The sequence below is a fragment of the Methylobacterium nodulans ORS 2060 genome (assembly GCF_000022085.1).
Lineage (GTDB): Bacteria > Pseudomonadota > Alphaproteobacteria > Rhizobiales > Beijerinckiaceae > Methylobacterium > Methylobacterium nodulans.
In genome coordinates this window covers 5,160,610-5,181,570 of sequence record NC_011894.1, presented here as the reverse complement: position 1 = coordinate 5,181,570, position 20,961 = coordinate 5,160,610, and the positions used below count along the sequence as shown (strand labels likewise).

25 protein-coding genes and 1 tRNA gene are annotated in these 20,961 nt (G+C 69.7%); 7 read left to right on the top strand and 19 right to left on the bottom strand.

Going from position 1 to position 20,961, the window contains the following annotated elements:
- Positions 1-5 precede the first annotated feature (5 nt).
- The 3 genes from rimO to MNOD_RS24155 form a co-directional block, all read right to left on the bottom strand.
- Complete coding sequence (gene rimO / locus MNOD_RS24165) at positions 6-1,319, bottom strand: 30S ribosomal protein S12 methylthiotransferase RimO (protein ID WP_015931583.1); 1,314 nt, start codon at positions 1,317-1,319, stop codon at positions 6-8.
- A 622-nt stretch (positions 1,320-1,941) separates the two neighbouring features.
- Positions 1,942-2,970 carry a cyclase family protein gene (locus tag MNOD_RS24160; RefSeq protein ID WP_015931582.1) on the bottom strand — a complete coding sequence of 343 codons (1,029 nt, stop codon included), beginning with the start codon at positions 2,968-2,970 and terminating at the stop codon, positions 1,942-1,944.
- The gene (locus MNOD_RS24155) at positions 2,967-4,181 is read right to left on the bottom strand and encodes an ABC transporter substrate-binding protein (protein WP_015931581.1); all 1,215 of its coding nucleotides are present in this window, start codon (positions 4,179-4,181) and stop codon (positions 2,967-2,969) included. Before MNOD_RS24155 ends, MNOD_RS24160 begins: the two co-directional genes overlap by 4 nt.
- 196 nt (positions 4,182-4,377) lie before the next feature.
- On the opposite strand from MNOD_RS24155, the gene MNOD_RS24150 reads away from it, so the two are divergent.
- Positions 4,378-4,731, top strand: a complete 354-nt coding sequence (locus MNOD_RS24150; RefSeq protein ID WP_015931580.1) for a DUF1428 domain-containing protein — start codon at positions 4,378-4,380, stop codon at positions 4,729-4,731.
- A 34-nt stretch (positions 4,732-4,765) separates the two neighbouring features.
- Here MNOD_RS24150 and MNOD_RS24145 read toward each other — a convergent pair whose 3' ends face one another.
- Complete coding sequence (locus MNOD_RS24145) at positions 4,766-6,748, bottom strand: transglycosylase domain-containing protein (protein WP_015931579.1); 1,983 nt, start codon at positions 6,746-6,748, stop codon at positions 4,766-4,768.
- A gap of 276 nt (positions 6,749-7,024) precedes the next feature.
- On the opposite strand from MNOD_RS24145, the gene MNOD_RS24140 reads away from it, so the two are divergent.
- Entirely contained in the window at positions 7,025-8,227 is a 1,203-nt protein-coding gene (locus MNOD_RS24140; RefSeq protein WP_015931578.1) for a hypothetical protein, read from the top strand.
- 473 nt (positions 8,228-8,700) lie between these two features.
- Entirely contained in the window at positions 8,701-10,335 is a 1,635-nt protein-coding gene (locus MNOD_RS24135; RefSeq protein WP_015931577.1) for an ABC1 kinase family protein, read from the top strand.
- Between the two features lie 258 nt (positions 10,336-10,593).
- On the opposite strand, the gene MNOD_RS24130 is transcribed toward MNOD_RS24135, so the two are convergent.
- Positions 10,594-10,791 (bottom strand): hypothetical protein, encoded by a 198-nt coding sequence (locus MNOD_RS24130; RefSeq protein WP_015931576.1) that lies wholly within the window; start codon positions 10,789-10,791, stop codon positions 10,594-10,596.
- A 510-nt stretch (positions 10,792-11,301) separates the two neighbouring features.
- On the opposite strand from MNOD_RS24130, the gene MNOD_RS24125 reads away from it, so the two are divergent.
- The 3 genes from MNOD_RS24125 to MNOD_RS24110 all read left to right on the top strand — a co-directional run bounded on the left by MNOD_RS24125 (position 11,302) and on the right by MNOD_RS24110 (position 13,678).
- Positions 11,302-11,805: a cupin domain-containing protein gene (locus MNOD_RS24125; protein WP_015931575.1), complete on the top strand. Its 504-nt coding sequence runs from the start codon at positions 11,302-11,304 to the stop codon at positions 11,803-11,805.
- 410 nt (positions 11,806-12,215) lie between these two features.
- Positions 12,216-12,305: transfer RNA gene (locus MNOD_RS24115), tRNA-Ser, on the top strand.
- 110 nt (positions 12,306-12,415) lie between these two features.
- The gene (locus MNOD_RS24110) at positions 12,416-13,678 is read left to right on the top strand and encodes a tyrosine-type recombinase/integrase (RefSeq protein WP_015931573.1); all 1,263 of its coding nucleotides are present in this window, start codon (positions 12,416-12,418) and stop codon (positions 13,676-13,678) included.
- Here the strand turns inward: MNOD_RS24110 and MNOD_RS43915 are convergent.
- From MNOD_RS43915 to MNOD_RS24080, 7 genes are all read right to left on the bottom strand, one after another.
- On the bottom strand, positions 13,618-13,884 hold the full coding sequence (locus tag MNOD_RS43915; RefSeq protein WP_015931572.1) for a helix-turn-helix domain-containing protein: 267 nt from the start codon (positions 13,882-13,884) through the stop codon (positions 13,618-13,620). The genes MNOD_RS24110 and MNOD_RS43915 overlap by 61 nt on opposite strands.
- Before the next feature lie 80 nt (positions 13,885-13,964).
- Positions 13,965-14,195, bottom strand: coding sequence for a hypothetical protein (locus MNOD_RS24100; RefSeq protein ID WP_015931571.1), 231 nt, complete (start codon positions 14,193-14,195; stop codon positions 13,965-13,967).
- 8 nt (positions 14,196-14,203) lie between these two features.
- Positions 14,204-14,533, bottom strand: coding sequence for a hypothetical protein (locus MNOD_RS24095; protein WP_015931570.1), 330 nt, complete (start codon positions 14,531-14,533; stop codon positions 14,204-14,206).
- Complete coding sequence (locus MNOD_RS24090; protein ID WP_015931569.1) at positions 14,526-15,437, bottom strand: phage Gp37/Gp68 family protein; 912 nt, start codon at positions 15,435-15,437, stop codon at positions 14,526-14,528. Before MNOD_RS24090 ends, MNOD_RS24095 begins: the two co-directional genes overlap by 8 nt.
- 2 nt (positions 15,438-15,439) lie before the next feature.
- Positions 15,440-15,598: a hypothetical protein gene (locus MNOD_RS48230; RefSeq protein WP_015931568.1), complete on the bottom strand. Its 159-nt coding sequence runs from the start codon at positions 15,596-15,598 to the stop codon at positions 15,440-15,442.
- A 268-nt stretch (positions 15,599-15,866) separates the two neighbouring features.
- Positions 15,867-16,295: a hypothetical protein gene (locus tag MNOD_RS47100; RefSeq protein ID WP_015931567.1), complete on the bottom strand. Its 429-nt coding sequence runs from the start codon at positions 16,293-16,295 to the stop codon at positions 15,867-15,869.
- Positions 16,292-17,197 (bottom strand): DNA adenine methylase, encoded by a 906-nt coding sequence (locus tag MNOD_RS24080; protein WP_015931566.1) that lies wholly within the window; start codon positions 17,195-17,197, stop codon positions 16,292-16,294. Before MNOD_RS24080 ends, MNOD_RS47100 begins: the two co-directional genes overlap by 4 nt.
- Positions 17,198-17,364: 167 nt before the next feature.
- On the opposite strand from MNOD_RS24080, the gene MNOD_RS47095 reads away from it, so the two are divergent.
- The gene (locus MNOD_RS47095) at positions 17,365-17,589 is read left to right on the top strand and encodes a hypothetical protein (protein ID WP_157091543.1); all 225 of its coding nucleotides are present in this window, start codon (positions 17,365-17,367) and stop codon (positions 17,587-17,589) included.
- A 60-nt stretch (positions 17,590-17,649) separates the two neighbouring features.
- Here MNOD_RS47095 and MNOD_RS41730 read toward each other — a convergent pair whose 3' ends face one another.
- The 7 genes from MNOD_RS41730 to MNOD_RS24040 are packed head-to-tail and all read right to left on the bottom strand — an operon-like array spanning position 17,650 to position 20,955.
- Entirely contained in the window at positions 17,650-18,216 is a 567-nt protein-coding gene (locus MNOD_RS41730; protein WP_015931564.1) for a hypothetical protein, read from the bottom strand.
- Positions 18,216-18,422 carry a hypothetical protein gene (locus MNOD_RS24065; protein WP_015930374.1) on the bottom strand — a complete coding sequence of 69 codons (207 nt, stop codon included), beginning with the start codon at positions 18,420-18,422 and terminating at the stop codon, positions 18,216-18,218. Before MNOD_RS24065 ends, MNOD_RS41730 begins: the two co-directional genes overlap by 1 nt.
- Entirely contained in the window at positions 18,422-18,619 is a 198-nt protein-coding gene (locus MNOD_RS24060; protein ID WP_015931563.1) for a hypothetical protein, read from the bottom strand. The genes MNOD_RS24065 and MNOD_RS24060 overlap by 1 nt, the downstream gene beginning before the upstream one ends.
- Positions 18,619-19,038: a hypothetical protein gene (locus MNOD_RS24055; protein WP_015931562.1), complete on the bottom strand. Its 420-nt coding sequence runs from the start codon at positions 19,036-19,038 to the stop codon at positions 18,619-18,621. Before MNOD_RS24055 ends, MNOD_RS24060 begins: the two co-directional genes overlap by 1 nt.
- 2 nt (positions 19,039-19,040) lie before the next feature.
- Complete coding sequence (locus MNOD_RS24050; protein ID WP_015931561.1) at positions 19,041-19,487, bottom strand: hypothetical protein; 447 nt, start codon at positions 19,485-19,487, stop codon at positions 19,041-19,043.
- Positions 19,488-19,497: 10 nt separating this feature from the next.
- Positions 19,498-19,989: a hypothetical protein gene (locus MNOD_RS24045; RefSeq protein WP_015931560.1), complete on the bottom strand. Its 492-nt coding sequence runs from the start codon at positions 19,987-19,989 to the stop codon at positions 19,498-19,500.
- A gap of 3 nt (positions 19,990-19,992) precedes the next feature.
- Positions 19,993-20,955, bottom strand: a complete 963-nt coding sequence (locus MNOD_RS24040) for a recombinase RecT (protein WP_015931559.1) — start codon at positions 20,953-20,955, stop codon at positions 19,993-19,995.
- Between the last annotated feature and the right edge of the window lie 6 nt (positions 20,956-20,961).

Below are 20,961 nucleotides of genomic sequence, written 5' to 3'. Positions count from 1 at the left end.
CCGCGCTACACCGCGATGCCATGCAAATCGTAGGTGTCGGCGCGCTCGATCTTCACCGTGACGATGTCGCCGGCCCGCACCGGGCGCCGGAAAGCGACGTGGACGCTGCCGTCGATCTCGGGCGCATCGTATTTGGAGCGGCCCTTGGCCACAGTCGGGCCGGCCTCGTCGATGATCACCGGCAGGCGCTTGCCGACCTTGGCCTTCTGCAGCCGCGCCGAGATGACGGCCTGCGCCTCCATGAAGCGGCGGTAGCGCTCGGCCTTCACCTCCTCCGGCACGAGTTCGGCGACGCCGTTCGCCGCCGCCCCCTTCACGGGCTCGTAGGGGAAGCAGCCGACGCGCTCCAGCTTCGCCTCGGCGAGCCACGCGAGCAGCTCCTCGAACTCCGCCTCGGTCTCCCCGGGGAAGCCGACGATGAAGGTCGAGCGGATGGCGAGGTCCGGGCAGGTGCTCCGCCAGGAGCGGATGCGCTCCAGCATCTTCTCCTGGTTCGCCGGGCGGCGCATGCGCTTGAGCACGCTCGGGCTCGCATGCTGGAGCGGCATGTCGAGATAGGGGAGCACCGTCCCCTCGGCCATCAGCGGGATGACCTCGTCCACATGCGGGTAGGGGTAGACGTAGTGCAGCCGCACCCAGACCCCGAATTCGCCGAGCGCCCGGGCGAGGTCGTAGAAGCGCGCCCGCACCTCGCCGTCGCGCCAGGGGCTCGGGGCATAGCGCAGGTCCACCCCGTAGGCGCTGGTATCCTGCGAGATGACGAGGAGCTCCTTGACGCCGGCCTTCACCAGCTTCTCGGCCTCGCGCAGCACGTCGCCGGCCGGCCGGCTGACGAGGTCGCCGCGCAGAGACGGGATGATGCAGAACGTGCAGCGGTTGTTGCAGCCCTCGGAAATCTTCAGGTAGGCGTAGTGCCGCGGCGTCAGCTTCACGCCCTGCGGCGGTACGAGATCGAGGAACGGGTCATGCGCGGGCGGCACCGCCTCGTGCACGGCCGCCACCACCGATTCATAGGCCTGCGGGCCGGTGATGGCGAGCAGGTTCGGGTATTTGTCGCGGATCTCGTCGGGCTGTGCGCCCATGCAGCCGGTGACGATGACGCGGCCGTTCTCGGCCATGGCCTCGCCGATCGCCTGAAGGGATTCCGCCTTGGCCGAGTCGAGAAAGCCGCAGGTGTTGACGATGACGACGTCGGCGCCGTCGTGCTTGCGGGCGAGCTCGTAGCCCTCCGCGCGCAGATGCGTGAGGATGCGCTCGGAATCGACCAGCGCCTTCGGGCAGCCGAGCGACACGAAGGAGATCTTGGGGGCAGCATTCATGGGCGGGATATATCTCACCCGCCCCGCGCCCTGAGAGCGGCGCGGGCAGGCCTGGTCGTGTGTGGGAGGGTGTCGGGGCGGCCCATAGCATATCAGGCGCGCAGGCGTCACCCGACCCCGCGCGAGAGCGCTCAATCGAAACCGAGGAGCGTGGCCTCTTCCACGCACCTCAGGTTCGTGTCAGCCCAGGCGACGCCGTCCGTCTGACGCGTCCGCAGACGACCGAGGATCAGGTCCGCCTAGCCTCCTGTCGCCTGCTCCCGCTTTCCCGGGCGCATGCAGCGCCAGCGGAATGCGACCCGGGAGCCAGCACAGGAAGTCGCGCAGCGACCACTTGTCAGCCACGGTGGAGACAAGCGGAGCCGCTTTGCGGCACATCCTTGTGCTGGTCCCCGGATCTCCTTCCGCTGACGCTACAGTCGTCCGGGAAAGCGGGAGCGCGAAGGGGCGGAGGCCGGATCACCGCGCCCCCTTAAGCGAAGCTGAGATCCGCATGGCCAGCAAGCAACCGAATTTCGGTTGAGCTCACCGCCGGCCGGGCCGACCCTGGCGGATGAAACCGCGGCTGACTGAGCGCTCCGGGGTTGGGTGCCCCGGAAGGGAGTGCTTCGGGCCGTCGGCATCACACGGTGGCGATCGGCGTCGTCGGGGAGCCCACGGCCCCGGGAAGCCGCAGGGGCGGGGCGGTGAGGAGGAAGCGGGAGCGGCCGTTCGCCCGCAACCAGCTCGCGAGCGGCGTCAGGTGCCAGAGCTCGCCGAGATTGACCCCGAGCTTGAACAGGCAATGCTCATGGAGCGGTAGCGTGGCGCAGCAGCCCCGCATGGCCCGGGCCGGATAGGCTTCGACCGCGTAGTTGTCGGCGATGAGGGCGCAGAGCCCGGAATCGGTGATCCAGTTCAGGAGCCGCGCGTCGCGCCCGTCGAGCCCGGCGCCGAGGCGGTGGACCACCTCCGGATCGGGCGCGCGGTTCATGCCGAGCAGGCGCTCGGCGAAGCCGGTATGCAGGCAGACCATGTCGCCCGGCTCGACCACGACGCCGTCGGTGTCGAGGATCCGCTGCAGCGTGTCGTAGCCGACCGCGCTGCGCGCCTCGCCGAGATGCGCGTGAAGATCGATCATCACGCCCCGGCCCTGCATGCCGCGCTCGGCCAGGCGCTCGATGCCGAGGGCCTTCGCGTGCGAGGGCCGTCCCGCCTCCTCGGGCGTGGCCGGTCCGGTGATGTCCCGGCCGGCCCGGAAGCCGTTGTAGTAGACGGGCTCCGCCCGCCCGTCGCCATCCGCGTCGAACAGCGAGCCGACATGGCAGAGGCCGTCCCACTGCGTCGAGTACTGAAGATGGAGCACCGCGAGGTCGTCGCTGATCACGTCGGTGGCGTCCGGCACCTCCTCGCAGACCGGGAAGTTCATGGTGGGGCGCCCGCTCGCCCGCACGGTCGGCGTGAGGCGCGGCGGGTGGCGGCGCGGGTTCAGGACGTTGCCGCCCGGATAGTCGAGGGGCAGGCTGAGGCAGAAGGTCAGACCCTCGCGCACCTCGGCGACGCCCTGGCGCACCTTCTCGGGCGTCAGCAGGTTGAGGCGCCCGATCTCGTCGTCGGCTCCCCAGTCGCCCCAGGTCGAGCCTTCGGGCCGGCGGCTCCAGCGCGGGTTCATTTCTTCACCAGAGGGCAGCGGGAGGCCGAGAGCGGCTGGAAGGCCTGGTCGCCGGGAATCGTGGCGACCCGCTTGTAGAGGTCCCACTCGCCCGTCGATTCCTCGGGCCGCTTCACCTCGAACAGGTACATGTCGTGCACCATGCGGCCATCCTCCCGGATGCGCCCGCCCTTGGCGTAGAAGTCGTCGACCGGCGTCTCGCGCATTACCTTCATCACGGCGTCGGTGTCGTCTGTGCCGGCCTTGGCGACGGCCTTTAGATAATGCGTGACGGTCGAGTAGACGCCGGCCTGGGACATGTTCGGCATCCGTCCGGTCCGCTCGAAGAAGCGCTTCGACCAAGCCCGGGTGGCGTCGTCGAGATCCCAGTAGAAGCCTTCGGTCAGCAGCATGCCCTGGGTCGGCTTCAGGCCGAGGCTGTGGACGTCGTTGATGTAGACGAGGAGCCCGGCGAGCGTCTGGCCGCCCTGGGCGAGGCCGAACTCGGCGGCCTGCTTGATGGCGGTGGTGGTGTCGCGGCCCGCATTGGCGAGGCCGACCACCTTGGCGCCCGAGCCCTGCGCCTGCAGCAGGAAGGATGAGAAATCCGGCGTGTTGAGGGGGGCGCGCACGCTGCCCTTCACGCTGCCCCCGCTCGCCCTGACGACGGCACTCGCATCCCGCTCCAGATCGTGCCCGAAGGCGTAGTCGGCAGTGAGGAAGAACCAGGAATCGCCGCCCCGCTTCACGGTCGCCTGGGCGGTGACATTGGCGAGGGCATAGGTGTCGTAGGCCCAGTGGATCGAGACGGGCGAGCAGGCCTCGTTGGTGAGCCGCACGGCGCCCGGGCCGTTGAAGGCGATGATCCTGTGCTTGGCCCTGGCGATGTCGGCGGCGGCGAGGGCGGTGGCGGAGGCGGCGACGTCGAGGATCGCATCGACCCGGTCGGTGTCGAACCATGCCCGCGCGGTCGCGGCCGCGATGTCGGGCTTGTTCTGATGATCGGCGATCACGACCTCGATCGGCGCTCCGAGCACCGTGCCGCCGAAATCCTCCACCGCCATGCGCGCCGCCGCGGCGCTGCCGGGGCCGGTGACGTCGGCGTAGACGCTCGACATGTCGAGAAGGAAGCCGATGCGCACCACGCCGTCGGAGACCGTCTTCGCCGGCTGCGCGCAAGCGGAACCGTGCCACGCGGCGATGCACGCCGCGGCCAGGAGCGTTGTCCTCACCCGAGTCGTCCTTGTCCGGGGGCCTCTCGTGGAGCCCGAAGGCCATGCTTCGAGGCGTGAGACCGCTTGTCAATCCCGCGGAATGGTGTTTCGCAGGGCTGCCGTCGCGAATTCCACGGCGGAGGTGTCGGGAGCGGAGCCGCCCGATCGTCGTTCCGGCGGTCCCGCCAAAGGACCAGTCAAGGGAGACTCGGGGATGACCTACGTCGATGGTTTCGTGATCGCGGTGCCGAAGGACCGGATCGAGGACTACAAGGCCATGGCCCGCCGCGCCGGGGAGCTCTGGAAGGAGCACGGCGCCCTCGCCTTCGTGGAATGCCTGGCGGACGACGTGCCCTATGGCGAGCTCACCTCCTTTCCCCGCGCCGTGCAGGCGCGCGAGGACGAGACTGTGGCCTTCTCGTGGATCGTCTATGCCTCCCGCGCCGATCGGGATGCGATCAACGCCAAGGTGATGGCCGATCCGCGCCTCAAGGCCGACATGACGAACATGCCGTTCGACGGGAAGCGCATGATCTTCGGCGGGTTCGAGGCCTTCCTCGAGATGTAGCGCAGCTGGCGGCCGCCGGCCGGCTCGCGGCCGGTCAGTTCTGCCAGACGCCGGCCTGGCGCGCCTTCGCGTTGGCTTCGGCGGCGATCAACTCCGGCGTTGCGCCGGGCGCGGCCTTGCCGGCGCCGTTGAACAGCACGACCTCGGAGAGATCCTGCGCGCCGGTGCGGCAGCGATAGACCTCGGCCTCTCCGGCGGGCTCGCAGGTCACCTCGCGCTTGCGCAGGTATTGGCGGAACTCCCGCGCCGCCCGGCCGCCCTGGCCCTCGACGCCGAACAGCCGGACGGTCTGGCCTTCGACCTTGAGGCGGCCGGTGTCGATCACCCGTGCGGTGCCCCTCAGCACCGGGGTCGTCGCCTTCTCCTCCGGCGCCTGCCAGGCGGCGCGCGGGGAGCCCGGCTCCCGCGCCGGCGGCTCCCGCGCCTCGCGGGCCTTCGCGGCGAAATCCTGCCAGATCGCCTCAGGGGCGGCGCCGGCCGCGCCCTCGTCCTCCGACGACACCCAGACCCCCACGGTCACGTCGCCCGCCATGCCCACGGAGACGCCGTCGCGCGTCGCGGGCGCGGAATCGGCGCCCTCGGGCAGGCGGGCGAAAGCAGCGAGGAGCGCGAAGGCCCGCGCCCTCACCGCCGCCGCAGGGAGCGTCGCCGCCTGCAGCCGGTCGTAGACCGGACGGCCGTCGCGGGTCACGCGGCGCAAGCTCGCCTCCGCGGCGGCGCGACCGGCGGGATCGGCCGCGAGCGGGCTGCCGGTGGTCGCCAGCGCCAGGACCGCGCCGTCCGGCGCGAGAGCCACGAGCCCGGTACGGGCGCCGCGGCCCTTGGCCGTCGCGTCGAGCCGCCGCTCGATCGCCGCTTCCGCGAAGCCCTGGAGCTTGCGATCGAGGGAGGTGCGCAGCGCCGCATCGCGGATATCCTCGCCGAGCCGGTCGCGTGCGGCGAGCACCGCAAGATCGGGGAAGCCGCTGCGCGTCACCGTACTGGCCGACGGCAGCGTCAGGCCGGCGAGGGCGCGGGCGGACTCGTCGGCCTCGATGCGGGTGACGGCGCCGGTCATCACCATCGCCTCCAGCACCCGCCGGGCGCGCAGGCGCGTGGCCTCGACATCGCGGTCGGCCCGCAGGTCGGCCGGCGGCAGCGTCAGGCCGGCCAGGAGGGCGGCCTCCGCCGTCGAGAGATCGCGCGCCGCCTTGCCGAGGATCCGGTGGGCGGCAGCATCGATCCCGCTGATATCCGGACCGAAGGCGGCGGTGTTGAGAAACCGCGTCAGGATCTCGTCGGGCGTGGCGCGGGCCTGCAGCCAGAGCACCAGCACCGCCTCCTGCAGCTTGCCGACGAGCCCGCGCCGGCCGTCGAGGATCTGATGGCGCACGAGACGCTGCGTCAGCCGGGCTGCGCCCATGCGCGGGCCGAGGGGAATCCTGTCGCGGAAGGCCAAGCGGACGACCTCGGCGATGCCGCCTGCGTCGAGCCGGTAGGCGTCGTGGAACCAGGGGTCCTGCGCGGCGACGATCGCGCGCTTCATCACGGGGGCGATCGCGCGCGGCGCGAGCGCCTGCCCGCGGACGGCGCCGCGCATCGCCAGGGTCTGGCCGTCCTCCGCCTGCACCTGGATCGGGGAGGAGGCGGCCGGCGGCCCGTCGAGCCGCGGCAGGGTGGCGACCGCGTAGGCCAGGAGGGCGGCGGCGAGGCAGGCCAGGGTAGCTGCTGCGCCGGCCGCGAGGCGGCCCCAGCGGAGGGCGGCGATCCGGGCGCCGGCCTGCTGCCAGCCCTCCCGCGCGCGGCCCGCGAGAGGATGGGCGACGACGCGCCCGCCCATGCGGCCGGCCGCCTCCCGCAGCGGAGCCACCCGCGCCGCCAGGATCGGCTGCCAGCGCGCCGCGATGCCCGGACCGGCGGGGACGGCCTCAAGGCGGTCCGGCCGGAGAGGCGCGTCGGCCGGGGCGGAAATCGGAGCAGAGGGACCGAGATCCAGCCAGTCGCGCTCGGGCGTCGTCGTCGAGGGCTCCGCCAGCATGTCGTCGTCGCGTCTCCCGAGAGCACGTAGCCCTACGGCCACGGTCCCCGGAAACGCCGCCGGGGCGCGCTGGTTCCCGCCCGCCGGAACGACCTTCCGCCCAGCCTCCCTACGGATCGTCCGGTCGATCTGCGCAGGGCCAGCGTTCCGATGATGGTGCAGCGCCGAAACGGCCGAGAGATGATCTTGGAAATATGGTCGAGCTTCTGTGGCGGATTGGAACGATACTCGTCAGACAACGTTTTGGAGCATCTTTTTCAGCTTCGGAGGAGCATCATGACCAAGTCGTCCATGGGCCGCTTGACCGCTGGTCTGGCCGCGCTGCTGATCAGCACGTCGGTGTTCGCGCAGACGGGCGGCGCGGGATCGCCGGCCGGATCCGGCGCGCCGGGCGCCTCGTCGAGCAGCGCGGGACGCGGCGGTGAAACCGGTGGCAGGCGCTCCGCCGGCCAGAGCGTCCGCGGCGAGATGCAGGGCACTCGCGGCGAGACCGGGATGCGCGAGGGCCAGGGCGGGCGCCAGGAGCAGGGCGCGATGCGCGACCGCGGCGGCGACCAGCGGATGGGCGCGCGCGACGAGAGGGGGACGGGCGAAGCCCGCGGCAACCGCGAAGCCGGGATGGATGGGCGGGACCGCGACGCCCGCCGGGCGGGGCGCGAGGAGAGCCGTGACCTGCGCCGCGACCGGGCCGAGCACGTCGACCGGACCCACCGGACCCATGAGGAGCGCAGCGTGCGCACGAGCAGCCGCGAGGAGCGGTTCTCCACTGGCGGCCGCCAGCACTACGTGACCGTGGCGGGCCAGCGGGTGGTCTATGGTTCGCCCGAATACCGCCGCCTCGTGGTGATCGAGCGGCGCCAGAAGCGCGGCGTGCGCCATGCCGGTGCGGAGTTCGTCGTGATCCAGGGCCGCCGCGTCCGGGTCGGCTCGCCCGAGTACCGCCGCCTCGTGGTGCACGAGAAGAAGGGCGGCCCGCGCTACGTGGTGGTGCATGGGCAGCGCGTCGTCTACGGCTCGCCGGAATACCGCCGTCTGGTGGTCACGGAGCGCTCGGGGACGACGGGCAGCGTGAGCGTGCGCGGCACGCGGCACGACCGCGTCGACATCCGCGGCAGCGAGCGGACCTCGGTGCGCAGCGGCCGGGACGAGGCGCGCACGAGCGAGCGCCGCGACGAATCGCGTGGGATCAGCGAACGCAGCCGCGGCGAACAGCGCCTGGGGCAGGATCGTGACCGGATGCGCGGCGAGCAGGGCCGCATGAGCCAGGATCGGGCGGGCCAGGACCGCATGGGCCAGGGCCGCGGCGCCGGCCACGAGCAGGCGACCCAGCAGGGCATGCGTGACCGCAGTGGTGCCCACGGCCGCGGCACCTCGCCCGAGACCACCGGCAGCACCATGCGCAGTGGCGCGCCGGGCGGCCAGACCGGCGGCGCGGGCAGGTCCGGCGGCGCCGAGGGCTCCACGGGCGGCCGCCAGTAAGCCGCGGATCGCCACCGCGGGATGCAGGCCGCATCCTGCCGATGCCCCGCCGCCGGATCTCCCGACGGCGGGGTTTCTCATGGACGCAAGCTCACGCGGGCGGCTGTGTCGCCGCTCCGCCCTGTGACACGCGACCCAGGGGCTGCGCAGGCTCAGGGCCGCGAGGCCGGCTGCGTCGTGGCGCTCGTCGGCAAGGCGCAGGCGGCGGGCTGACACCCTTCGCCGCGGATCCACTGCGTTGTGCCGGCCGGATCCATGCGCTACCGCGGTAGGGTGTCGTCCCGCCGAACGGAATCGATGCGACCTTGGCCCGTTCCGCGCCCAAGTCCCGCCGCGTTGACGCGTTAAGCCTCATGGCCGGGCGACGCCGGATCGCGCACCGCGCGGCGGGTCTCGTCCCTCGCAGGGCTCAGCGCCGGCGGCCCGACATTGTGCTTGGACTCTCACGGCAGCCGGGCTGAACTGATGCATCCATGCTGAAAACGGCCTTCGTCGCGGCGCGCGACCGTCAGCGCCTCCAGGAGATCGCCGGGATCCTGATCGGGTTCGGCGTCAATCAGGTCGTCGACCGGCTCGGCCTGAGGGCGATCCCGCGGCTCGCCTGGCGCAGCACGCCGGCCGTCGACCTCACCCGCCTGTCCCAGCCGGAGCGGATGCGGCGGGCGATCGAGGCGCTGGGGCCGACCTTCATCAAGCTCGGGCAGGTTCTCGCGAGCCGCGCCGACCTGCTCGCCCCGCAATGGACGGAGGAGCTCGGCAAGCTGCACGACCGGGTCGCGCCCGTGCCCTGGGAGGTGATCCGCCCGCAGCTCGAAGCCGATCTCGGTGCCCCCCCGAGCGAGATTTTCTCCGAGTTCGACACCAACCCGCTCGCCTCGGCCTCGATCGCACAGGTCTACCGCGCCCGCCTCGAGAGCGGGGAGGAGGTGATCGTCAAGGTGCGCCGCCCGGGCGTGCAGAAGATCATCGAGGCGGACCTGCGCCTCCTCTCGCATGCCTCGCGCATCGTGGAGAGCGAATGGCCCGAGATGGTCCGCTACCGGCCCCACGAGCAGATGCGGCACATCGCCAACGGGCTGCGCGAGGAACTCGACCTGCTCAACGAGGCGCGCAACTGCGAGTTGCTCGCCGGCCTCTTCGCGGACCGGGACGACATTGTCTTCCCGAAAATCTACTGGGAGTGGACCTCCGAGCGCGTCCTCGTGCAGGAATTCATCCATGGGATCCCGCCGACCGACCTGACGCGGCTGGAGGAGGCCGGTCTCGACCGGGTGGTGCTGGCCCAGCGCGGCACCGACGCCTTCCTGCAGATGTCCCTGATCGAGGGCGTCTTCCATGCCGACCCGCATCCCGGCAACCTGCTCTGCCTGCCGGGCAGCCGCATCGCCTTCGTGGATTTCGGGATCGTCGGCCGCCTGTCGCAGCGCCGCCGCGCCCAGCTCCTGATCCTCATCGGGGCGATGCTGAAGGAGGATGCCGACGGGCTGATGGCCGTGCTCCTCGACTGGACCGGCGCCAGCAACCCGGACCTCACCCGGCTGGAGGCGGCCTCCCAGGCCTTCGTCACCCGGCACACCGGGGCGACGCTGAACCTCGGCGTCGTGCTCACCGACTTCATGACCATGGCGCGGGAGAACGACCTCGCCATGCCCACCGACCTCGCCATCCTGTTCAAGGGGCTGGTGATGGCGGACGGCGTCATGCGTCAGCTCGACCCGCAATTCGATCTCTTCGCGGCGGCAGGCCCCACCGTGAAGCGCACGATGCGCACGCGCTTCTCGATGAAGGAGGTGAAGACCAAGTTCGAGGGCTTGGCCGCCGGTCTCTACGGCGCCGCCTCCGAACTGCCGACCCTCGTCCACCTGATGCTGGTGCGCCTCAAGCAGGGCCGGGTGACGGTGGAGATCGAGCTCAAGGGGATGGACAAGCTCACCCGCGGCATCGAGCGGGCGGCGGCGCGCGTCGCGGTGGGCCTCGTGGTGGCGGCCTTTGCGACGCAGCTCGCCCCGAAGCTGATGGAGCACGGCACGCCGGCCTTCGCCACGATCGGCATCCTGGTGCTCACGATCGGCATCGGCTGGATCCTGCTCCTCGCGCGCAACCGCTAGAGCAGAAGCCGTTCACGGTGGAACGGCTTCTGCTCCAGGCCTTTGAGTTTGCCGTATTGTCTGCGACGAACCAGCATCCACGTTTACCGACGGCCCAAGATGCTGACGCATCGGGCCGTTGACCTATCTCGAATTTCCGATGCCACGCCAGAGACTTTGTTGCAGAGGCTTGGCGAGAATTCGAGAACTGAACCAACAATCATCGACAAGGCCCGCTGGTATGACCGGGCTGACCGGCGAAGCGGATGCCGGTCGGCCTCAATGCTGCTGGCGCCTCGTGCGGCGGCTTGCCCGCAATTCCTCGGCGGCGCGGGTCGCGTGACGCGGGCTGCGGAAGATTCGGCCCTCCAGCAGGTGGTAATCCGGATGGGCCGAGAAGAACCGGAAGCCTCCCGGTTCCGGGACGACGATGCCGGCGGAGATCTCGTCGATCTCGACGATGCGCGCGGAAGACATCACAAAAACTCTCCTGTCGCCGACGCGAGGCCGGCGGGCGGCGCCGAAGCGGCGCGCGGTTGAAGGCAGGGCGGTGAGTGGGGCGGGCGTCAGTCCCCGCGACAGCGGTCGCGGGCCGTCCGCGCACAGCCGCGCACCAGGCGGCGGAGCCGGTCGTCTTGGTTGGGAATCGGCCGCATCGCCGCGTCTCCGCTCGTATCGGGTGGCGCTGCCCTGACGGGCCGTCCGGCGGGCCGAGCGGCGCGCCGGGAATGCCCGAAGGATCAGGCGAGGAGCCCTGCCGTGTCAACGGGAATGTTCTTTCTGTAGAACAGTTTGAGAGAGCAGGCCGCCCCCTGCGGGACTGCGTGTGCAGAAGGAACCTTCGCCGAAGGCTCTCGGTTAGGGCCGACGCCCAGGAGATTCCACAGGTGTCGTTCTCTAAACAGAACGATCCGTCGCGCCTTTCCGCTGGCGCGGCGGCGCGGCGTGACGCAGGATGATGCCATCGAGGAACCGGGAGAGGACGTCATGTCCGACGAGAGGCACGACCATCATCACGCACCCGCCGCGGAGGTGCCGCGCTGGAAGCATGACGGCGTGCGGGTGATCACGGGCGATCGGCTCGACCCCAACACGGCGCAGACGCCGGGAATGTTCCGGCAGGCGGCGATCAACCACGCGCGGGTCGGTGCGCAGAAGATCTGGGCCGGCACCGTCGCGATCCAGCCCGATGCCAAGACCGGGGTCCATCATCACGGGGCGCTGGAGAGCGTGATCTACGTGGTGCGCGGACGCGCCCGCATGCGCTGGGGCGACCATCTGGAATTCACTGCCGAGGCCGGGCCGGGCGACTTCATCTACGTGCCGCCCTATGTGCCGCATCAGGAGATCAACGCGTCACCGGACGAGCCGCTCGAATGCGTGCTGGTTCGCTCCGACAACGAGGCCGTGGTGGTGAACCTTCCGGATGTCGAGCCGGTCGAGCCCCCGGAGACGGTCTATTGGGTCGATCCGATCCACCGGCATCCGTAAAGTCGCGTCGATCGGCGGGCGAACATTGTGTGATGTTCTCGCCGACCAACTTGGGATCGTTGGCGGATTGCTCGTTTCGGGAGCTGTTTTAACCTTTTGTTCGTCATCCGCGGGGAGGTTCGAGGTGGAATATCCCGGCTGGGGCCGCCATTGCCGACGCAGCGGCGAGACCGTTGATGCGACCGCCGCGGAAATCGCGGCCCGCACGGCGCTCGTTGTGCAGTCCCGGAACCGGCCGGCCCAGGCCGCCGAGCCCCACATGGCAACGGGTCGGCGCATCAGCCTTGCCGGATCGGCCGGCACATGAGTTCTGTGAGATTGCGCGATCGCACCGAAATTTGCGATCGGCGCTTGTGAGCCGCCGCAAAGCCGTGTTAAAGGCGCCCGCCTGCGACGCGAAGCGCGGCGCCGGAGAGGTGGCAGAGCGGTTGAATGCACCGCACTCGAAATGCGGCATGGGCGCAAGTCCATCGGGGGTTCGAATCCCTCCCTCTCCGCCAATAGTCAATTCACCATCATTCACTGACGGTGACTGACCGCACCCATCCCCTTGCAGATCAGCCACATAAGGCCCAATACCGTGCACCGACGGTGATGGTTCGGCACCACAATGGTGGGGCGCCGATGGGGCGAATGGTGGGGTGCGGTGGGGCGGGAGGTCAACAAGCTCTCGGCGCGGCGTGTCCAGACGCTGACGGAGCCGGGCCGACACGCTGATGGCGGCGGCCTCTATCTTGTCGTGGATCCGGCCGGCGGCAAGCGCTGGGTCTTTCTCTATCGGATGGCCGGCAGGCGCCGCGAGATGGGCCTCGGGCCCGTCCTGTCCGTGCCGCTCGCCCGCGCCCGCGAGCTCGCCGCTGAAGCCAGGGCTCAGGTCGCTGGTGGGGTCGATCCGATTGACGCCAGGCGCGCCCCACCAAGCGATGAGCCGCCACCCCACCGGATCACGTTCGCCGAGGTCGCCGAGGTCTACATGACCGATCGCGAGCGGGCGTGGCGCAACGCCGCGCATCGCCGGCAGTGGCGGCAGACCCTTGAGGTGCAGGCGGCATCGCTCTGGGCAATGCCGGTCGCGGATGTCAACACGGAAGCCGTGCTGGCGGTGCTGCGACCGATCTGGCACAGCAAGGCCGAGACGGCGCGCCGGCTGCGCGGCCGCATCGAGCGCATCCTGGATGCCGCCCGGGTGGCAGGACACCGCGGGCCCGAAAACCCCGCCCGGTGGAAGGGGCATCTCGACGTCCTGTTGCCGCGAGCCGGTAAGCTCCAGCGCGGGCATCACAACGCGCTCCCATATATGGAAGTGCCGGCCTTTGTCGCCGAGATCCGCCAGCGCGAGGCGCAGACCGCGCGTGCGCTTGAGCTGCTGATCCTCACGGCGGCCCGGTCCGGCGAGGTCCGCGGCATGACCTGGGCCGAGGTGGATCTGGTGGGCGCGCTCTGGACTGTGCCGAAGGAACGGATGAAGGCGAAGCGGCCGCATCGCGTGCCGCTCTGTGCCCGCGCTGTTGAGATCCTGTCCAAACTACACTTGGAGGCCCCGGACGCGGAGGGTCTGATTTTCCCAAGCCGCAATGACACGGTGCTGTCCGATATGGTGTTCGCGGCCCTGCTGCGCCGGGCGAAATATCCAGACATCACCGCCCATGGCTTCCGGTCGTCATTTCGAGATTGGGCCGCGGATGAGACTGACCATCCGCGCGAGGTGATCGAAGCGGCCCTGGCGCACATGGTGGGAGACGCCACCGAACGGGCCTATCGGCGGGGCGACGCGCTGGCGAAGCGCCGCCTGCTGATGGATGATTGGGGCGCCTATGTCTGCGGCGGAGCATCCGCGGCCGAGCCGCCAATGAGCGCGACGAGATCGCCGTGAGGGATCACCGTTGCGCGGCCGATCTTGCTGGAGCGCAGCTTTCCCTCGCGGATCAGCTTCCAGATCATGGAAGTGCTGACCCCCACCATGCCGGCTGCATCCTCGACCCGATGGGCCAGTGGCGTGATGGACGACTGCGCGCGCTTCGCGGATCGCTCCTGTGCTGGTGTCTCTTTCTGGCTGGGGATGCGCTCAGCCCTGCGCATGGGGTGGTTCTCCTTTGACCTGCTGACCTCCCGCTCCTGACGCGGGGGCGGATGGCGGCGTGAGGGCGGCGCGGGCGGGCTCAGCCGACATGGCGCGCCTCCGGCAGCGGCGCCCACTCGGCGGGATCGCGGATGATCGAGCGCGGTCCGAGGTTGTCGCAGACGACCCACTCCCCATCCCAGGTCACGAGGCTCGAGAAGGCCTGCGGAACGACCTCCTGATTGCCGCGCACCCACGTGCCGCCACGCACCAGGATGCGGCGGGTCGGGTCGTGCGGTGCGGTCGCAATGTCTCGCCAGCGCTCAGCCATGGCTCACCTCAGAACGGCATGTCATCGTGGGAAGCGTCTTCATCGACGCTGTGAGCGAGCCGGAGCCGGGCCGGAGGCTCGTAGGGCTTGTTCACCTTCAGCGCGGCGTCGCGCTCGCAGGGCGTGAGCGAGAAGATCGAGGCGCCGCCGTAGTAGTGGGTGCGCCACCCCTTGGCGTCGGGGTCGCCGTCGATCGGGATGTCGATGCGCAGGAGCTTCGTGCCGAAGCGCTCCTCCTCGCGGATCCGGCCGGCGTGCCGGCGATGGCCGAAGACCTCGACCACGGCCCATTCCCAGCCGTCGGCGTCATCGGTCGTGGGTGCTGTGGTGTCAGACATGGCTCACCTCCGGCATCTGGTCCCAGGTGCGGCCGTCGAGGAGGCGGCCGGCGGCCTTCTTACCGTACCGCTCCAGGGTCAGGGGTGGCCCGAGCGCGTCGTCATCGCGCGTCGGCATGGCGAGCTTGATCTCTCGCGAGCCGGCGATGTGAAGCGTTTGGATCTCGCCGCGGTAGACGGCGCGAGCCGACTCCGTGGCATCGAACGCCGCGCCCGGTCCCCACTCGCCCCATTGCTTGAAGTGATAGTCGATCGCGGCCGCTTGGCACTGATCCCGCAGGCTCCGCGCCCAATCCGGGTACATCGGCCGGGCGCCAGGGCCGCTCTCGCCGCCGACGATCACGAGGTGGATGCCGGTGAGGTCGATCTCGCCGAGGTCCTCGAGCAACGGCTCGCAGGACAGGAAACGGACCCACGCCGGCACGGCCCTCAGTGCGTCGAGGTTCCGCAGCCGGGCCCGGTCCTCGATCGTCGTGCCGAGCCAGACGTTCGACCAGCCCGCGCCCCAGGCCGGTGCGCCGATCGCCGGGCCCGGCAGCATCTTGGCGATGTTCTGCGGGCGCTTCGTCAGCAGCATCCAGTCGAGGTGCGGCGTCTGGCTGATGAGGTGCCAGGCGTTGTCCCGCCAGCGGCTCGGCACTTGGTGGTCGAAGAAGTCGGCGAGCGAGGCGCAGAAGACCCGATGCCGCTCGCCGGCCGCCGCCGCGGCGCGGTCCCACTTGAGCGGCTGCTGCCAGTTCGAGGCGCTGGTCCGGCGGCGCTCGCCGGTCCAGAGGTGCGGCTGCCCGGTGCGCTTGGCCCAGGCCTCGGCGTAGCAGTGGTCACACGCCGGGCTGAGGCGAGTGCAGCCCACCCAGGGATTGAAGGTGTGGTGGCACCATTCGATCTTGGTGTTCTCGGCCACGATCACGCTCCCACAAACGAGAAGGCCGGGCCCGGGCCGAAGAAGCCTGCGATGTCGGCCACTACCGCAGCCGGCATCCGCCAGACGATCGCGACGAGCAGCTCGAAGGCGGCCGCGCCGATGGCGAGAAGCTCAACAAAAGTGAGACGGTCCGCGCTCATGGGCGGGGTCCTTCTGTGGGAGAGGGATCGGTACGCTCTGGAAAGCGGCAAAAAACTGCCGGTGTTCGCGCTTCGTCCGGAAAGGAATTTCCGCGAACGTCTCGTGATGTTCTGCTCGCCTCTGAGGGCGGGGTGAGGTGGGAGAGGGCGGCGGGAGGCGTTCGCACTTTGATCGCGCTGCGCGTGCAGGTTCGCACTTCGCCCGCATCACGGGTTAATCTGGGCCACTCCCAATCCTCTGCGAACAGGTCCGTGAGGCGGGCGGAGGTCATACCAAATCTCCACTTGCCTGCGACCAATTGTGGGCGTGGAATATTCGTGCGCTCCGCTCTCTATGGGAGTGGTAATCATGTACCGTCAGATGAAAGCGCGCGCACAAATCGAGGCGCTCGTCTTGAAACACGCGCAACATTTGCCTGGATGTCAAAGCATCTTCAGTATCGAGATTGTGCGTCGTCAACCATCGCGCACATATCCTGCGTTCTGTATTCTCACCGATGATGATGATATCGCGCCGCACGGTGATATTGTGCGACAGGTTGCCATCATCATCCGACACTTCTACAAGGTATACGACGTCTGGGATGAGCGGCTGCAGTAGGTTGATTGAACAGCCAAAGCTCAGATGCTGCTGGCTCTGTCGTGCGTCGTTGATGGGGAGGAGGACAGCCAGATCTGTGAGGTGGGCGGAGGTCATGCCGGCACCTCGAAGAGGTGCGCCTGGGCGAGCACGCTGCCGAAGGCGGAGAGGCGGGCAGCCGCGCGCGGGTTGATCCACAGCACCTCGGTGCGGGCCCGGGCGCCGTCGGCATGGGCGGCACGCTCGACCCGGGTCCAGCCCGGCAGGGCCGCGTCATAGACCGGCGACGGGTAGCCGGAGAGCACCACCATGCCCGTGAGACCGCGCAGCGCGTCGAGGAGACGCGCGTGGTCCTCCGTCGTCAGCTCGTGGGCATACATCCCGCCGCGGTACTTGATGTCGTATGGGTTCTTGAGAGACCTCGTCTCCGGCAGGTACGGCGGATCGACGTAGTGCAGGCTCTCGGGGCTGTCGTGCTGGGCTAGGACCTCGGCCGCCTCGCGGTGCTCGATCACGACGCCGCGCAGCCGCTCGATCACGAGGCCCAGCGCGTCGGGCAGACCGGCCCAATCTTGAGCCGGGGTCGTGCCGCATCGGAAGCCATTCGACCGGAAGCCCGTCGGCGCCCGCCGGTTATGGCCATTCGATCCGAAGCCCATGAACAACCGCACGATGAGCCGCCGGGCCTCCTCGACCGGATCGTCAGAGATCTCGTAGGCCTGCTCGAACTCCGCGCGAGCGAACGGGGTCGCCCGCAGAGCCGCGATCAGCGCGGGCGCACGCTCCGAGCGCAGCACCCGGAACAGGTTGACCACGTCGTCGTCGAGGTCGTTGTAGATCTCGGCGTAAGAGCGCGGCTTGCGCAGCAGGACGCTGGCGGCGCCGCCGAACGCCTCGGTGTAGAGGCGGTGGGGCGCGAAGTGCCGGACGATCCAGGGCGCGAGGCGCCACTTGCCGCCGTGCCAGCGCAGGACGGGACGCGGCGGCTCGGGCGTGGGCGCGAGGGCGGCGGAGGTCACGGAGCCACCCCTGCGATCTGGAGGATGCGGAGGTGATGCGGCCGCCTCGCAACCGAGGAACCCCCTAAAGTGTTGCTAGCAATCCGGCGGCAGACCGCAACCTGTGCGAGCTTCGCCGAGACCGCGTGCTGCACGTCCGACGCATGGCATAGGCTGGGTGTGAGCCCATGAACTGCAAGGTCAAAACTCGCAGTGAGGTCGAGGCAATTCTTCTCAACCGAATCCGCGAATTCCCTAACGGCCATCTGGTGCGACGTATTGAAATTGTAACCCGCGGCCTCGGCGAGGAATTTCCTGGCTTCAATGTCTACATAGAGGACCCTCTGCCTGATAATTCGACTGAGATCGTCGAATTTATTCAGATTATGATGGTCACGCTGCAACATGTATGAAGTGTCTGAAGCACGAATTCAGTAGATAGCGATCACCTGGCAAGTTGTAGGGGCGCACCGTCATGCCGCGTCCTCCACGGCGGCGCGCATCAGCCACGCCTCGTCCCGGTCGGTCCACGTGATCAGTTCGACCTTGCCGTGCCCGACGATCCGCTCGTCCGGGCGGGCGACGTAGCCGGGCACGTACTCACCAATGTGGGCGGGGTCGATGATCGCGAACTGCGGGCGGTGCCGACGCACCTGCCGGACCGCCATGGTGCCGTTGCGGACGTCGCGCTTGAGCGAGGGGCAGTGCTGCAGGCTGACCGCGGCACATTCCCGGTGCAGCAACGGCTCGACTTGCATGATGCAGAGGCCGTCGGCGCCGATCCGGGGCCGAGCATGCGACAGGGATACCTTCGTGCGGTTGCGCAGCGGCCGGCCGCACAGGTCGCACAGATCCCGGGCGATGGCCTCGCGCTGCCGCTGGCTGTGCGGCTTGCCGAACCGGGGCTTGCCCTCGCCGGGCGCGACGGCCTGGCAGATCGCGGGCCGGCCCGTGTAGGCGCAGCGGTCGACGCGGAACGCCTCTTCGGCACTCCAGGAGACGGTGTAGGGGACCGGCACGCCGCCGTAGGTGAGGGGCATCACAGCGCGCCTCCCAGCAGCCAGCGGGTGACAGCTGCGAAGGCGAGAGCGATCCCGAAGTTCAGGGTGCAGGCGATCGCCGCGGCTAGACGATGTCGGGCTTCCGCTGGAGCTTTGGCTAACTCAACCAAGTTGATTGCCGCGCTCAGCACGAAGAAGATCGCTGCGCCGTAGCCGATTGCGGCGATGAGGAAGGTGCCAACCATCAGACCAGCCCCTTCTCGATCGCGACCCGCTCGGGCAGGGTCAGGGTGTGCGTGGCCTTGCCCGCGCCCGGCTCGATCTCGCAGGCGGATTTCGGGATCCAGACCGCCTTTTCGCGGTCGCCATCCGTCGAGCCGAGGACGGCACGATTGGTCTCGTGGTGCAGGCGCACGGTGACGTCGACGAGGTCGGAGCGCATCACCGCACCTCCGCCGCCATCGCGACCACGACCGGCCCCATCACCGTCCCGGGCCGCCGCATCATCGGCCAGTGGGCCCGCACCGGGACCGCGCTGCGCGGCCGCACCAGCTCCGCCGCCCGGCTCTGACGGATGGTCACCTCCTCGCCGCGCTCCAGGGCTTCGAGGATCGGCTGCAGCCGGTCGGCATAGAGCTCATAGAACTCGGCAAAGTCCTGGAGCCGGCGCAGGTCGTCCCGTTGCGCCGTGGCGTGCGCGCGAATCCGCATCAGGTCTCGATGCTGGCCCGGCCAATTTCCGATGAGGGTCGATTGCCACTCGAACGCCTGCGCGAGATCGGCACTGTGCCTGTCCGCTTCCTTGCGGGCGGCGTCGGCGAGGCTCGGAAAGTCGAATTCGCGGAGATCAGCGGCGCGCATGGTCAGGCGTCTCCCGGGATGGCGACGAGGCGGAGGGAGCCGCCCCAGATCGTTTCGATGTGCAGGTGCAGACGGGCGAGCACCGCGTTGGCGCGGCGCACGAGCTGGGCTTGCCAGGCGTCGCTCATCGGCTTGCCGGGGCGGGCCGCAGCCATGGCCTCGGCGCGGCTCACCGCCAGCCCGACCCGCTCGCTGAACAGGAAGGCAAGCAGCTCGAACGTGCCGACCTGACGGAGGTCGAGGCGATGCCGGCCGCACCGAAGGCAGCGGTAGGCCCGGTCCAGCACCACGGCGCCGGGGTTGGCGAGCGCGGTGTCGTAGCCGCAGGCCTCCACGATGATGATCGTCGGCAGCGGCAGGACTGGCCGCTCCACCGCCTCGCGTGCCGCATGGGCACGGCGCGAGCGAATATTGTGGCGGACCTGCTGGGGCGCGGTGGTGCCGAGCATCGCAGCGCCCTCAGAAGGGGATGTCGGCGGGATCCGGCCGGCCCGTGGCGGCGCAAATCGCGCTGACGAGTGTCATCCGGAAATCGCTGGTCGCATCGACGCCGCGGGGGCCTTCGATCCCGTGCGGACCCGCGCCGGCGGCGAAGCCGCGGCACCAGCACAGCAGGTCGGCCATCTCCTCGGCGACGCGCTCGGCTGCAGGGATGCTGAGCGAGAGCGTGAGGGCAGGCTCGGCAGACTGCGGCGCCCACGGCTCGCCACGCCGCGGAACGCACGGCGTCGCGTCCGACCCCGCATCGCCCCGCTTGGCACCAGCCGCCGCGCGCACCTTGCTGATGCCGTAGGGCGCAGACCGGATCTCGGGGTGGGTGAGCACACCCACCATGCCGAGGAACTCGTCCCACGCGAGGCCCGTGGCGTGCTGGATGTTCTCGCCGTTCCCGACGGAGAGGTTGAAGTGCCCCGAGTCGTCGGCGGTGATCGTGATGGGGAGGACGCGCATCGGTCAGCCCTCCCGTCTGGACGAGCGGCGGCCCGTGCGCATGTCGCTCAAGGCGTCGTTGCCCGGGAAATCGTCTGCGGCGCCGCTCCCCTCGGCCGGGTCGTGACAGTCGCCGCTCTCGCCGACCTCTGCCCTCTGCGCGCCCGTCTCGGTCTCGTCCTCACCAGCATCCGACGGGTCGGCGCCTGCCGCGGTCTCGGGCTGGTGCTCGATCGTGTCAGACAGCGGGTTGACGACCGGCTGGAACAGGCCCGTGATCTGCCCGTCCTGGCCCGGCTTGCGGCCGAAGGCGTAGAGCTCGTCGTCGCGGCGGAGCAGGTCGTCGAGGTCCGACGAGAGCGGCAGCACCTTGCTGTGGCGGCGCGCCACCGTCTTGCGCGCCATCTCCTCCCACCACTGCGACCAGGGGCCGCCGTTCCGCGCCCGGCTGACCTTCCGGACCTTCTCGATTTCCTCGACGGTCATGACCTCGCGGGAGCGCTCGCCGCTCTTGAGCACCGCGATCGAGTAGGCGGCGATCGGCTTGCCGCGGTTCACGAGGGCGGGCCGATGGATGATCTTCGGATCGTCGCCGAGCTGGTACTCGAACTCGTCGTTCTCGAAGACGACGTTCGCCTCCCAGGTCGAGACCTCGCCCGAGTTGCGCACCTTCTTCCGGATGCCGGCGATCATCGGCATCCACTGCGCGCGGCCGTTGAACTCGACGATCGCGCCCTCGCGCCCGTCCGGCAGCAGGCCATCCTGGGCGGCCCGCATCGCGGCGTTGAAGAAGGAGCGCCGCTCCAGCTTCAGAAGGTCCGGGTTGTTCTGGACCGCCGTCAGCAGGATCCGCTTGAAGCGCTCGACCGGGATGTGGGCGGGCAGCGCCGCGGCGAACTCGGCCTCGCGGCTCTGGATCTGCTCGCGCACCAGCACGAGCGGATTGGCGGCCGGATTGCGCTCGGCGACGGCCGTGGATGCAGCCATGGACGT